Genomic DNA, 13,597 nt, shown 5'->3' on the forward strand with positions numbered 1-13,597 from the left:
GCGCCCGACTCGCGCCAGGGCAACAAGCTGTTCCCTGAACTCAGGCGGGTAAGGGTTCCTCGTTCTCGGCATGATGACACTCTCCTCTCACAACTCGGATTGTGTCCACGAAACCGGGGGAACTCCAGTCCGGCCTTACAAGCCCGCTCAGAACCTTGAGCAGCGTCGATTTGCCGGCACCGTTCTCGCCGATGAGACCCCGAACTTGCCCCGGGCCAATGGACAAGCTTACATCATCCAAAGCCTGTGTCGCACCAAACCGTTTGCTCAGGCCCTCAATGAGGACGGCGCTTGGGCCGTCCTCATTTTCAGAAACGGCCTCAGCAGTAAGCCGATCCGTCATTGCAGATGTCATACTTTCACGCGGTCCTGGTAGCGTCAGCCATTCAGCCGGCAACTTTCCCGGTGGTCACGGCCTGGAAATCGAGCTGCGGCAAGTCGGGGTGCCAGAATCCAGCCTGCCAGTCGTTGGGAACGAGGCCGGCCGGAAAGACGTTGCAGCCCGCCTGAAGCTCGTCAGTTGAACCGGTATTGCAGAATTTGACTGTATCGTTGTCGACAACGCCCGCTTTGAAGATTTGAGTCTTCTCGACCCCTCGGCCTTCAATCTGGTCGACCGTGAACTTGAGCGACATGGGAATTACCCAGATCATGCTGTCTGTCGAGAACCCGCGCATACCGAATGACTGCTCAGTCGTTCCTTTCGGAAGCATGGCCAGCCGGAAGCCGTTTTCATCCTGGGCAGCACAGGGAACGAGTTGTTCGGGCTTTCGCCCAGCTTCAATCTGCATCTGATAGATCGTGTAGCAGGCTTCGGCAGCGACAACCCCGTCGATATCGTCCCACGACTTCGTGCCCAAAAGCTCTTGCATCCGGACCCTGGTCGCTTGCTGACTCCATTCGCCGTTCAAGGTTGCTATCACGTTGATGCCCGGATTCTTTTCGAGCGCTTCCTGAACGCCACGCTGTGTCTCGTCGCTGAAAGTCGTGCCGGGGATTCCGGTGAGGACAACGACGTCACCCTTGCCGTTGAGCTCCTTGGCCATCCATTCCATGCGATCGCGTCCAAGGGAGACGCCATCAATCTTGATGGAGTGGGCGCAGGTGCCGTCGGAGCCGTTAATAACGAAGAAATCGACGCCGGCCTTGCAGCCACGTGATATCACCTGCCGCAACGCAGCCTCATTGATCGGATAGATGATAACGGCTCGTGCCCCAGCCTGCACCATGCCCGCGATCTGCTGGATTTGCTGCTGAGCATTCCCGCCCGCGCTCTGGATCTCGAAGTCAATCTTCTTGCGATACTCATCGCTATCGGCCAGCGCAGTAATCATGTTCTGCGCTTCGGTCATCCAGTTGTTTCCGACAAACCCCATGCTGAAGTAGACTTTCGGCTTCGCCTCCGCGTGGGCCGAACTGGCAAGTCCCCCAGCATTGATGAGCGCCCCGAGGCCCACCGTGACACAACTTATGATTGTGATTTTTGATAGTTTTCTGACGAGATTCATGTTTGCCCACCTGTAGTTCAGTTACTGGCTCGGTTTGCCGGCTAGATTGAATGTCCTGTCGACCATAATGGGCCGACGCGAAATTAGGTACCAGTGCAGCACAATTGGCGCAATTTCGCTAATTGGCAGCATGTTTGGCGTCAGAGAGACGGATGCGCTTCAAATCGCACAAGCCGCGCGCCACGGCAGTGGACCGCGTGATGCCTTTTGACGCCTACTCACCAAATTGCCGACCCGCCGCCCGGTCGCCTAGTGTTCCTGACGTCGCAAGAAGCGGCATCAGAAACTATCGTCATGGTATACGGCAATGCCTTCTGCCCCTTCCACTCACCGGGTGCGTTCAGCCTGCGGAGAGCCTCCGCACGGTAATGCCCCGCGCAGGATCGGTATCATCGCCGGATCGGGACCGGAGGCGGGCATCGACCTCTGGGGCAAGGTCCTGCACTGGAATCGGCGTATTCTGGGGGAGGCGTTTCGCGGCGATATTGACAGCCCGGCCGTTGTAGTCTTTTCCGAACCGATTCTTGGCTTGTCGATGGACATGCGCCAGAACGACGCCGTGGTTTGGGACTGCCTGAAGCGCACGATAGATGCAATCGTTCCACACGTTGACGTGTTTACCGTCGCCTGCAATACCCTGCATTACTATGCGCCGAGAATTCGGAAACGATGCGGACCGGCAGAGTTCATTGATGTTGCCGATGTTGTGCGCTCACATCTGGCACACCTTGAAACCGACTCGGCCGCTCTGCTCGGTGCAATTCCCGTTGCGTCTCTCGACGAATGGTCTCCTTATTATTCTTTGCGCGAGGAGGTGAATTTTGAACGTCCCGCGCAGTTGGCCTCCCTCCACGAGCTGATTCATGAAATTAAGCTTCTCGGCGGTGACAGTTCAGAAATCAGGGGACGCTTCTCCGATATTGTCTCCGGATTGGAATCGGAGACCGTGTTTCTCGCCTGCACTGAATTGCCGCTTGTGACGGCGACCGTTCCAGGCAAGTCACTGGTCGACGTCAACGACCTTCTTGCCAAACAGCTCGTCGACAAAGCACTGAATTGGGCGGGAACCGTTGACGATCAAAGCGACCGCATGGAGAGCTAGATGACCGGGCACGAACGCAGCTATGATCTTTTGTTCCGCGACGTGGATATTATCGATGGGACAGGCGGAAAGATACGGCGCGGCGACGTCGGGGTAATCGACGATCGCATAGTCGCGATCGGCGACCTTTCGACGACCGGCGCCCGGAGGGAAATCACAGGGAACGGCCTGGCCCTGGCGCCGGGTTTCATCGACGTCCACACGCATGACGACGCGCTCGCGCTCAACGGCAATCCTATGGAGCCCAAGCTCACGCAGGGAGTGACGACGGTCATCGTCGGCAATTGTGGCATCAGTCTCTCGCCGCTCAAGCCTGGAAGCCCGCTGCCGCCGCCCTTGAACATAATCGGCGACAGCGACGACTACCGGTTTCCGACGTTCCGCAAGTATGTCGAGGCGCTGGAGACGCGCCCGCCGGCACTGAATGTCGCCCCCATGGTCGGACACTCGACCTTGCGCGTCGCGGTGATGGATCGACTCGACCGCCCCGCGACAAGTTCGGAAATTGCCGCCATGGAGATCCTGCTGCAGGAAGCGCTGGACTCTGGTGCGATTGGGCTCAGCACCGGCCTGTACTATCCACCGGCGCGTGAAGCGCCACCGGGCGAGGTACTGGCACTGCTGATGCGATTGGCGCCGAGCGGCGCGGTTTACACGACACACATGCGCAACGAAGACGACTTTCTCGAGGAATCTCTCCGCGAGTCATTCGAGACTGCCAAAGCGGCCAACGTGCCCCTCATCATATCGCACCACAAATGCATGGGACGCCGCAATCACGGGCTCAGTCACCGCACACTCAAGATGTTCGATGAGGTGCGCAAGACGCAGGAGGTTGGCCTCGATGCATATCCGTATACGGCCGGTTCGAGCGCGCTCCTGCCGGAGATGGTGGAGCAATGCGAGCGTGTCCTCATTACCTGGTCGACTCCGCATCCGGAACACAATGGGCGCGATCTCGCCCAGGTGGCCAAGGAATGGGATTGCAGCATCACGGATGCAATTGACCGCCTGCTACCCGCGGGAGCGGTCTATTTCCACATGGCCGAAGACGACGTGCGCCGGATTGTCAGCTATCCGCATACGATGATCGGATCGGATGGCCTTCCGAGGGGTGCCCGCCCGCATCCGCGGCTGTGGGGCACGTTCCCGCGCGTGCTGGGTCGTTACGCGCGTGACCTGAAACTCATGTCGATCGAAAGGGCGGTTCACAAGATGACCGCGCTTGCCGCCGAGACATTTCGGTTGAGTGACCGGGGACGCATTGCGGAGGGACATTTTGCAGATTTGGTACTCTTTGACCCGAAGAGCGTGATCGATACCGCGACCTACGAGGCTCCGGAAACGCGAGCTGCCGGTATCCGGATGGTCGTGGTGAACGGAACGGTGCTGCTTGAAGATGGAAAGATCCACAAGCTTCGGCCGGGTAAGGTAATCAGACGCGCTGCCACCACCTAAGCCAGATCGAGGATGTCCCCTCCGCACCAGGGGCGTGCCGTTCACATGCAATAAGCTTGACATAAAGGGCCGGAATTCGCTTAGTTCCTCGCATGGTATGCTGTCCTTCGGTTCACGTTTCCGTGCTCGGCGAGCAACAGCGAAGATGACCGGCCCTCTCCCATCGAACCTGCGACATATTGCCAGTTCCTATGGTTCGATCTCCGAGTTCTGCCGTTCCGTGAACATCAATCGGCAGCAGTTCAACAGATATCTCAACGGCCGTTCTCTTCCGTCACCGCGAAACCTGCGCAGGATCTGTGAACACGCGGGCGTCTCCGAGAGTGACCTTTTTCTTCCGGTTTCCGATTTCATCTCCTTGCACAAGGAAGCGCCAGAGCCAGAACAGGCGAGCTCACTCTTCTCCTTCATAAAGGCCGCTCAGAAAGCGTCGCATGGCGTGATGAAGGACTATGAAGGGTTGTATTTTAAATATTACTACTCCCTTTCAAAGCCAGGGCTTGTTCGCAAATCGTTACTGGCTATCTCCTGTTCGGAAGGAAAGGCGGTCACGAAGTGCATTGAGCCAGCGGGGAGGGAACTAACTCGATCGGGCATAGCGGGGCTATGCAAATACTCCGGAGAGGCAATATTTCTGGGTGAGCGACTTTTTCTGATCGAGTACGAATATCTTTCGAGGGTGGAAATCTCGTACTCCGTCTATTTCCCCAGCTACATGTCCCGGACGCGGATACTTCCAGGACTCACGCTTGGCGTCTCGGCCGGCAACCGTCGTGAGCCGGCGGCCAGTCGAATTGTCCTGGTAAAAGTGGACGGTAGCACCTCTGCGCGATCAGCATTAGCGAGTTGCGGGCTATTGGATCCGGACGCCGGTTCGATCGACGAACACATCAAGAATCTAATAAACAATAGCGACACAGACGCCGAAAGTCTTTTCTTCGCACGGACCGTGGATAGCCTTTAACATCGAATCGAGCATTTTTGTTTATATTGGCCGGGTCGGCCTCTTAACCAAATTGATCGGCACGCCCGCATCCGGTTGAAGGCCGGGGAAATGCAGTCAAGAATAGCGTTTAGCCCTGACGGGGCGCTCTCCCGCAGACTTGCAATGGCCCGTAAAGACTGCCGGGCGGAAGTTGGTCGGCCGTTCCTGGACGACCCTTGCTGGTGCTGTTTTTACTACCCTTTCCGACCGGCCGGGCTAAGCTAGGGGCGACGGGGGATAGGATCTCCAAGCTATTCTCGTACCCAAAGACGGAGCGATCCGGCGGCAGGTGAATCGTCTGCCTTTCCGGACGCTCCGGCGCCCTGGAGAGAAACCGAGCTCCCCGCAGTCGGCCCCGGGGCGAAGATGCCGCCGGGGACAGCTTGTTCGTTCGGATAGATTAGAGAATTCGAGATGACCGTCGTAGCTTTCCTGCGTTCGTACCTTCGCCTTTCTCCCCTCCTTCTCTGCCTGCTTCTGCTCGCCGCCTGCGAGAGCAGTGCGGCGCGCCGGGCGAAGCAGTTCGTCGGCTTACCGCCGACGTTCGCCGAAGCCGCGCTGAATCAGTTCCGCGCCCAGTACCTGACGGAGCGCCCGCTCTACGACGCCAATGCCGCGGCGTTCCTGCGCGCCGATGCACCCGGGAAGGTCTGCGACCTGCCTCAGGAGGTCGCCGCCACTCTCGCCGAGACGGGCTACCGCGCGGCGATCTTCGACCAGAACCCGCGCAGCCGGGACATCATCAGGAGCTACAATCAACAGGAAACCAGTGCGATTTACGACCAGGTGACACTGAAAGTCATCGAGGGCGACTGCAGCGGCGGCCAGCCGAACGGGCCGGTCACCCTTTTCATGAGCTACATCCGCATCGCGCATGCGCCTCTTCGGCCACCACTTGGTCGCCGAGGTTAAGACCCGTGAGGACTGCACCTTCGTCGCCAACCTGCGCCACGGCCCCTGCAATCGCTATCAACGCGCCGCGCGCTGGGAGGGCAAGATCATGCCCGACGGGCGCCTGCTGCCGAAGTACCGGGCCATGAACGAGACGACCCGGGTCTTCAGCGAGAGCCAGCTCAAGAAAATGGACCGCGCCGACGTCTTTGTCATTTTCGACTATGGGCGCTTCGCCAAGGGCATCGAGTCCGGGCCCGGCGCCGCCTTCGAGACCCTGGCCGACGGCGAGAATGAAGCGAATTTCGTGCAGAACAACTCCCTGAGCCGCATCAACCTGCCAGATGGACGTGTGAAGTACGTGCTCTTTGCCGGCGGCACTGCCATGCGCAGCTACCTCCTCAAGAACGGCCTGGCGCACGGCGAGCTGGTATTCATCGAAGCTAATGCGGTGGACGACCCAGACGGGCGCTATTGCTACGCCCATGGCGAACCGGTCCCGACCACAAGATGCAATTCACAATGAAGAGCGGGACGATGAGGGGCGCGGCGGTTCTGGCCGCGCTGCTGGCGCTGAGCGCAGCGGACGCCGGCGCGCAGCAAGTGGTGCCCGCCGAGGGCCTGCGCCTGAGCCCGGGCGCGACGCAGCAGCTTCAGCACCAGGAGAAGACCGGCCAGTCGCTCGCCAAGTATCGCACACCCGAGATCCGCGATCTGGGCGGCGGCCACGGCGAAGGCGTCAGCTACCACGAGAACGACGTCTTCGTCGGCACCTTCAGGCGCAGCGCTTCGCCCTACAACGGCAAGATCCGGCCCTGGGTGCTGGACCAGGGGATCTACGCCAAGTGAAGCGGCGAGCGCTTCGCCGGGCGCTTCCACTTCTTCCACGAAGACTGGGGCAAGCATGACAGCGTAATGGAAACCGCCACCCGGCCGCTGGACGGCGTCTATTTCCTGGTCGGCAGCCTGATTCCAAAGACGGGCGCGGCACGCCCCGGCATCTACCGCAGCGACGTGAACACGAACGGCGTCTACCACTTCGTACCGGCAGACGAAGGCTACCTGGCGCAGTTCGAGCAGCGCTACCAGCGCCAAGTCAATGCCTTCAAGCAGGCGCAGGCTCGTGCGACGCAGAGTAGCGGGCTGTCGTTCGGCCAGGTGCTGGCGCTGGGACTGGGCGCGGCGGTGATGGGAGCCGCCGACATCCCGGCGGCCGATGCGGTGGAAATCGGCGGCGCCTTCGTCTCCGACGTACTGACCAAGGGCCAGGGGAACGCCTTGGGCGGCTTGGTGCAGCGCCAGAATGTCAATCGGCACGCAATCTTAAAATGCGTAAGCTGCATTAGCTGATGCCCCCTCTTGCGTTAGTGTTCAGCGTCCAGAAGGCCGCGGCCGGGCGCGACCGTCTGCCGATCTGGCGGCTTCCTACGGCCGAACGCAAAACGCGATCACCGACTTTCCTATCATTTCGGCATATTTTTCACGATTCTTGTTCTTGAAGCAACGTTTTTCACGTGCTAGAATCATTTTTCAGGGGATAAGGACCCCAGACTCCCATTTCGGCGGAAAGGCACGGTCTTCATGGCTGCAAGTCAGCAGCATCGTTTTTCAGGCCCTGTGACCGTTTTTCAGGAACGGCGCCTGCCTGAGCCGGCGTCCCCTGCCGGTTACAGCGCCCTGATCGACACCTACGGTCTGGCCGTACCCCTGCCACGCACCCTCTCCGCCACCGGCGAGCGCCACCGCATCACCCAGGAAGGCGGCTGGCGCATCATGACGCCGCGCCATGCGCCGCACCCGACACTCGAGGGTCACCTGACCTTCGCCCTCAAATATGAAGGGCTTGATCTCGCCGTCCTTAAGCGCCTGTTCCAGACCGCAGGCCCAGGCCCGGTCGAAGAGCTCGTGCGGGACAAGCCGACCGGCAGCTATGCCCGCCGCATCTGGTTCCTCTATGAGTGGCTAACCGGCAGTGCGCTCAATCTACCCGACGCGCAGGCCGGGCGCTATGTCACCGTCCTCGATCCCGAACTGCAATGGGGCACCAAGGGCGAAACCGCGCCGCGCTACCGGCTCAAAAACAACTTACCCGGCACGCCGGACTTCTGCCCGCTGGTCTTCCGCACCGAGACGCTCAGCCGCTTCATCGATCTCGACCTGCCGCAGCGCGCGCTGGATGTCGTCGCCGATGTACCGCGCGACGTGCTCGCCCGCACGGCGGCCTTCCTGCTGCTCAAGGACTCACGCTCTAGCTACGCGATCGAAGGCGAGCGCCCACCGCAGGACCGTATCCAGCGCTGGGGCCGCGCCATCGGCGAAGCCGGGCGACAGCCGCTTGATCATGAAGAGCTGCTGCGCCTGCAACGCATCGTCATCGGCGACGGCAGATTCGTGAAGCTCGGCTTCCGCGACGAAGGCGGCTTCGTCGGCGAGCATGACCGCGAAACCCGCATGCCGCTGCCCGACCATATCAGCGCGCGCCATGAAGACCTGCAGTCTCTGATTGACGGCATGATCGCATTCGACCGCAATGCCGCACAGGCCCTCGATCCCGTCATCGCCGCTGCGATCCTCGCCTTCGGTTTCGTCTATATTCACCCGTTCGAGGACGGCAACGGTCGTATTCACCGCTACCTGATTCATCACGTTCTCGCCGAGCGCGGTTTCAATCCGCCGGGTGTGGTTTTCCCCGTGTCGGCTGCGATCCTGGAGCAGATCGACGACTATAAACAGACGCTCGAAAGCTACTCGGGCCGCCTGCTGCCGTTGATCGAATGGGAGCCGACGGAAAAGTTCAACGTCCGGGTTCTCAACGAGACCGGCGACTTCTACCGCTTCTTCGACGCGACCCCCCACGCCGAATTCCTCTATGGCTGCGTCCAGAGAACGGTTGAGGAGGACCTGCCAAATGAAGCGGGTTTCCTGCGTCGCTACGATGAGTTCCGGAGCCAGGTCGAATCCTTCATCGACATGCCGGAGCGCACCATCGACCTCCTCTTCCGGTTCCTGCAGCAGAATGACGGCAGGCTCTCTAATCGTGCACGCGAAAAGGAATTTGCTGAGCTCACAGACGCCGAAGCGGAGCGGATCGAGGCAATCTATAGCGAGACCTTCGCCCCAAAAAATCAGGTTGAGGGTTTGTCAGAGTAATGGCTCATGTTCGAAGGCAAAACCGCACAATTGAAACCGGTATAGAATTACAATTTCTTAGCAACGATGATAATATGAATAACAAAAATAAAACGACTGATCAAAAATCAGCTTTGTCCAAATACTTCGCTTACGTGAAGAAGAATCGGAGCGACCTCATCAAAAATTATGGAGACCCACACTCGATCTGCCACAATATAATTGATCATCCGCTCCTTGAAAACATCCCCGAATGCGCGCGCTTCCTTTTTTCCGAATCCGAAACAGACGATCTCAACTACATAATAGCGAGCACCTACGCGCTATTGATTGGCGATGAACGCCGTCGCGAACTCTCAGCGTATTTTACACCGCCGGCTCTTGCCAAGGGAGTTATTAAGGCAAGCGCTCCATTCCTGCGATCTAAAGAACATCCGTCTGTTCTGGACCCGGCCTGCGGCGGCGGCTCTTTCTTGACACCGATCACCCGTTACCTCGTGAACAAAAAGCGTGATAATGGCATTGCTGTAGAGGAAGCATGCAGAACGACACTCCGGGACATTCGGGGAGTTGAGCTTGATCCTGGTTTAGCCGCACTATCACAGTCCTTGCTGAAGGATATGCTGCAGCGCACCTACGCCTATACGTGCGGTCCGAAACCTGAGATCGTTCGCTGCGAAAACGCGCTGTCGGCATCACTGTCGCAACGCTACGATCTAGTGATCGGAAATCCCCCGTATGGGAAGGTCGGCATCGGCGTAGATCGCACTTACCTCAAGAATGCGAAGCTAGCCAATCTCGGGGGACATACAAACTTCTACTCCTTGTTTTTGCTGAAAAGTCTCGATTGGCTTAAACCGAGCGGCGGATTGGTGTTTGTCTTGCCGACGAGCTTTGTTGCGGGGCCATATTTTTCAGGGCTTCGCCAGGAAATAATGTCCCGTGCAGATGTGCTGAGTATTGACCTGCATGAGCAGCGGGAAAATCTCTTTCTCGGCGCGGTGCAGGATGTCTGCGTACTTACGTTGCAACGGCGCAAGTCCGGTGCTTCGGCTAGTAATAGGCAACACCCGTATAAACTCGGCCTCATCGACGCGACCGGTGCACGTATTGTCTGCGGCACAGGCATCGCAAGAGGCGATGGCGAACCCTGGACGCTTCCAGTAGCGCAGCGCGCTGGCAGGTCCGCGCCTCACAGGAAATCTCCGCGGAAAGCCACAAACCACGAACCATGCGCTCGGTTCCGCAGGATCACGTCGTGCTGAACACAGTCGATCTCGACGGTCAAATCGTCCTAATTGGACTCGTCGGCCTGATCGATCCGCCACGTTCCGAGGCCATCGCCGCTGTCGCGGAGTGCCACGCCGCTGCCATTCGCGTGAAGATGATTACTGGCGACCACGCCGGCACGGCAGCGGCAATCGGTCGCCAGATCGGCCTTCAGAACACGGATGACGGGAGCAGACCTCGAGAAGATGGACGACACTGAGCTGGCCGCCATTGTAGTCGACACTGACATCTTCGCCCGGACCAGCCCGGAGCACAAACTACGTCTGGTCATGGCGCTTCAATCGCATGGGCTCACTGTCGCCATGACCGGCGACGGGGTCAACGATGCGCCGGCGCTGAAGCGTGCCGACGCCGGTATCGCCATGGGTCAGAAAGGCAGCGAGGCGGCGAAGGAAGCCTCGGAGCTGGTGCTTGCCGACGACAACTTTGCTTCCATCGCCGCGGCCGTGCGTGAAGGCCGCACGGTTTACGACAACATCAAGAAAGTTATCAGTTGGACGCTGCCCACCAACGCGGGTGAGTCGCTGACTATTGTGGTCGCTTTGTTTCTCGGAATGGCCTTGCCGATCACGGCCGTGCAGATCCTATGGGTCAACCTGATCACGGGGATCACTCTGGGAGTCGCCCTTGCCTTCGAGCCGACCGAAGGCGACACGATGAAGCGCCCTCCCCGGCCGCGAAATCAATCTCTATTGAGCGGCGAACTCATCTGGCATGTCATCCTGGTCTCCATCCTGTTTCTCGCAGCGGTCTTCGGCATCTATAGCTACGCCGTCGACAAGGGATATTCGCCCGAACTTGCGCGCACCATGGCAGTGAACATGCTGGTAGTGCTGGAAATCTTCCATCTATTCTTTATCCGCAATATCTATGGCACCTCACTGACTTGGAAGGCCATCCGCGGCACACAAGTCGTCTGGGCGACCGTCCTCGCCATAACCGCCGCACAGTTCGCCGTCACCTATCTGCCTCCGCTGCAGCAAGTGTTCGGGACACAGGAAGTTCCTTTTGTCGAGGGCGTGATCATCATCGCTGTCGGTGTTATGTTTTTTGCGATCATTGAAGTGGAAAAGCAGCTCCGCCTAGCGTATCGACGAATGAATTAGACTGGCCCAACAGACGACAATAAGAGGGCAGATTGTCATCCCAATAGCGCGACGACTTCACCGGCGACAACTTCATGGAAGTCGAGGACGACAGTGTCGCTGGCCTGTATTTCGCAGAGAGGATGTGACTCAGGGTGTGCCGCGTCGAAGGGGGGGGCGCGGCATTTGGTCAATATCGAGTTCCAGTATGTCGTTGCCGTCGCCCTCCTCTCGCACGTCGATCCCCGGATCACCGAGCGTCATTACAACCTCGCCAACTGCCTCGACGGCGCGAAGGATTACCAGGCGATCCTCGCCAGGCTCTATCCGCCCCTCGCTCCCGCCGCGACCGGTTCGCCGGAACCCGCCGCGCCCACTCTGGCCTCGCACGCTTTACCGTTATTTGCTAATATGGAACAAACGCCGAACAAGGGGGATCACTGGGCATGCGGGCAGCGATCTATGCGCGCTATTCGAGCGACCTGCAGCGGGACGCCTCGATCGAGGACCAGGTCCGGCTCTGCGAGCGCCTGCTCGCGGCAGAGGGCTGGGAGCAGACCTCGGTGTACCAGGACCGGGGAATGAGCGGCGCCTCGGCCCTCCGCCCGGGCTACCAGGCGCTCCTGCGGGACGCGATCGCCGGCGCCTTCGAAGTCGTGGTGGCCGAGAGCCTCGACCGCCTCTCCCGCGACCTGGAGGACACCGCCAGCCTCTACAAGCGGCTGTCCTACCTCGGCATCCGGCTGGTCACCTGCACGGAAGGCCCGATCAGCGAGCTCCATGTCGGCGTCAAGGGCATGATGGGGGCGCTCTACCTCAAGGACCTGGCCCGGGCCGGCCGCTCGGCCGGCGGCAATGCCTTCGGCTACGACGTCGTCGTGGAGCGCGATAGCAACGGCGAACCGGTCGCCGGCGGCCGCAGCATCAACGAGGGAGAGGCGGCAACCGTCCGCCGGATCTTCCGGGACTACGCCGCCGGCCGCTCGCCGCGGCAGATCGCCCGCACCCTCAACGAGGAAGGCGTGCCCGGACCGGGCGGGCGGGCCTGGGGCGACACCACGATCCGCGGCCACGCGACCCGCGGTACCGGCATCCTCCGGAACGAACTCTATGTCGGCCGGCTGGTCTGGAACCGGCAACGCTACGTGAAGGATCCGGAGAGCGGCAAGCGGCGCTCCCGCCTCAATCCGCCGGAGCAATGGATCGTCAAGGAGGTGCCCGAGCTCCGCATCGTCGACGACGCACTCTGGCAGGCGGTCGCCGACCGGCTCGGCCGGATCCGCGCGAGCGACGGCGTACAGAAGACCATTCAAAGTCGCTTCTGGGAGCAGCGCCGGCCGCGCCACCTGCTCTCGGGCCTCGTCACCTGCGGCCATTGCGGCGGCCGCTTCACCACGATCGGCCGCGACTACCTGGCCTGCGGCACCGCCCGCCGCCAGGGCACCTGCGAGCAGCGCAAGGGCATCCGCCGGGCCGAGCTCGAGGGATTCGTCATCGACCTGCTGCGGGAGAACCTGATGCAGCCGGACGCGGTCGAGGCGTTCGTCGCCGCCTTCCATGCCGAGCTCAACCGGCTCAATGCAACGCGCGAGCAACGCACCGGGGCGGCGCGCCGCGAGCTTGCGAAGGCCAAAGCCGAGAGCACCCGGATCATCGACGCGATTGCCGCGGGGTTCCGGACCGACGACATGAAGGAACGGCTCGAGACGCTGGACCGGCAGAAGAAGGCGCTGCAGGCGGAGATCGAGGCGGCGCCGGCAAAGAGCCCGCGTTTCCATCCCAACCTCTCGAAGCTCTACGCGGAGAAGGTCGCGGCGCTACAGGCCTCGCTCGGAGCGCCCGAGCTCCGCGACGAGGCGACCACAATCCTGCGCTCGCTGATCGAGACGGTCGTGCTCCGCCGCGACGGCGAGGGCCTAGAGGTCGCGCTCTCGGGCGACCTGGTGGCGATGCTGGACCTGGCGGGGGATCCCAGACGCAAACAGGCCGCATCCGGTGAGGATACGGCCTGTTCGATCAAGGTGGTTGCGGGGGCAGGATTTGAACCTGCGACCTTCAGGTTATGAGCCTGACGAGCTACCGGGCTGCTCCACCCCGCGTTGATATCGTTGGGTATCGGGTGACGCTTGTGAGGAGGCAGACAGGGTTG

The 13,597-nt window shown here is 60.4% G+C and carries 11 protein-coding genes, 1 tRNA gene and 2 pseudogenes; 11 read left to right on the plus strand and 3 right to left on the minus strand.

Features of this window, described 5'->3' with window-relative positions; all coding sequences use genetic code 11:
- Window positions 1-127: 127 nt before the first annotated feature.
- Window positions 128-343: pseudogene (locus OCH7691_RS23790) on the minus strand (ATP-binding cassette domain-containing protein); the annotation flags it as partial.
- Window positions 344-386: 43 nt separating this feature from the next.
- The gene (locus OCH7691_RS22590) at window positions 387-1,508 is read right to left on the minus strand and encodes a substrate-binding domain-containing protein (protein WP_085885889.1); all 1,122 of its coding nucleotides are present in this window, start codon (window positions 1,506-1,508) and stop codon (window positions 387-389) included.
- Window positions 1,509-1,815: 307 nt separating this feature from the next.
- Between OCH7691_RS22590 and OCH7691_RS22595 the strand changes: the two genes are divergently transcribed.
- From OCH7691_RS22595 to OCH7691_RS23855, 11 genes and pseudogenes are all read left to right on the plus strand, one after another.
- Window positions 1,816-2,610, plus strand: a complete 795-nt coding sequence (locus OCH7691_RS22595; protein ID WP_085885890.1) for an aspartate/glutamate racemase family protein — start codon at window positions 1,816-1,818, stop codon at window positions 2,608-2,610.
- The gene (locus OCH7691_RS22600; RefSeq protein ID WP_085885891.1) at window positions 2,611-4,068 is read left to right on the plus strand and encodes an N-acyl-D-amino-acid deacylase family protein; all 1,458 of its coding nucleotides are present in this window, start codon (window positions 2,611-2,613) and stop codon (window positions 4,066-4,068) included.
- Between the two features lie 97 nt (window positions 4,069-4,165).
- Complete coding sequence (locus OCH7691_RS23125; RefSeq protein WP_139839878.1) at window positions 4,166-5,032, plus strand: helix-turn-helix domain-containing protein; 867 nt, start codon at window positions 4,166-4,168, stop codon at window positions 5,030-5,032.
- A 435-nt stretch (window positions 5,033-5,467) separates the two neighbouring features.
- Window positions 5,468-5,965, plus strand: coding sequence for a hypothetical protein (locus OCH7691_RS22605; RefSeq protein ID WP_085885892.1), 498 nt, complete (start codon window positions 5,468-5,470; stop codon window positions 5,963-5,965).
- Window positions 5,928-6,470: a hypothetical protein gene (locus tag OCH7691_RS22610; RefSeq protein WP_085885893.1), complete on the plus strand. Its 543-nt coding sequence runs from the start codon at window positions 5,928-5,930 to the stop codon at window positions 6,468-6,470. The genes OCH7691_RS22605 and OCH7691_RS22610 overlap by 38 nt, the downstream gene beginning before the upstream one ends.
- On the plus strand, window positions 6,455-6,793 hold the full coding sequence (locus tag OCH7691_RS22615) for a hypothetical protein (protein ID WP_139839879.1): 339 nt from the start codon (window positions 6,455-6,457) through the stop codon (window positions 6,791-6,793). The genes OCH7691_RS22610 and OCH7691_RS22615 overlap by 16 nt, the downstream gene beginning before the upstream one ends.
- 66 nt (window positions 6,794-6,859) lie before the next feature.
- Window positions 6,860-7,294, plus strand: coding sequence for a hypothetical protein (locus OCH7691_RS22620; RefSeq protein ID WP_085885895.1), 435 nt, complete (start codon window positions 6,860-6,862; stop codon window positions 7,292-7,294).
- A 231-nt stretch (window positions 7,295-7,525) separates the two neighbouring features.
- Window positions 7,526-9,094: a Fic family protein gene (locus OCH7691_RS22625; protein WP_085885896.1), complete on the plus strand. Its 1,569-nt coding sequence runs from the start codon at window positions 7,526-7,528 to the stop codon at window positions 9,092-9,094.
- Between the two features lie 74 nt (window positions 9,095-9,168).
- Window positions 9,169-10,338 carry an HsdM family class I SAM-dependent methyltransferase gene (locus OCH7691_RS22630; protein ID WP_176245219.1) on the plus strand — a complete coding sequence of 390 codons (1,170 nt, stop codon included), beginning with the start codon at window positions 9,169-9,171 and terminating at the stop codon, window positions 10,336-10,338.
- Window positions 10,305-11,469, plus strand: a pseudogene (locus OCH7691_RS22635) (HAD-IC family P-type ATPase); the annotation flags it as partial. The gene OCH7691_RS22630 and the pseudogene OCH7691_RS22635, both read left to right, overlap by 34 nt.
- Window positions 11,470-11,894: 425 nt before the next feature.
- Window positions 11,895-13,514: a recombinase family protein gene (locus OCH7691_RS23855; protein WP_085885898.1), complete on the plus strand. Its 1,620-nt coding sequence runs from the start codon at window positions 11,895-11,897 to the stop codon at window positions 13,512-13,514.
- Here OCH7691_RS23855 and OCH7691_RS22645 read toward each other — a convergent pair.
- Window positions 13,471-13,547, minus strand: a tRNA-Met gene (locus OCH7691_RS22645). The genes OCH7691_RS23855 and OCH7691_RS22645 overlap by 44 nt on opposite strands.
- Window positions 13,548-13,597: the final 50 nt, after the last annotated feature.

Source organism: Oceanibacterium hippocampi, from assembly GCF_900172325.1.
GTDB classification, from domain to species: domain Bacteria; phylum Pseudomonadota; class Alphaproteobacteria; order Sneathiellales; family Sneathiellaceae; genus Oceanibacterium; species Oceanibacterium hippocampi.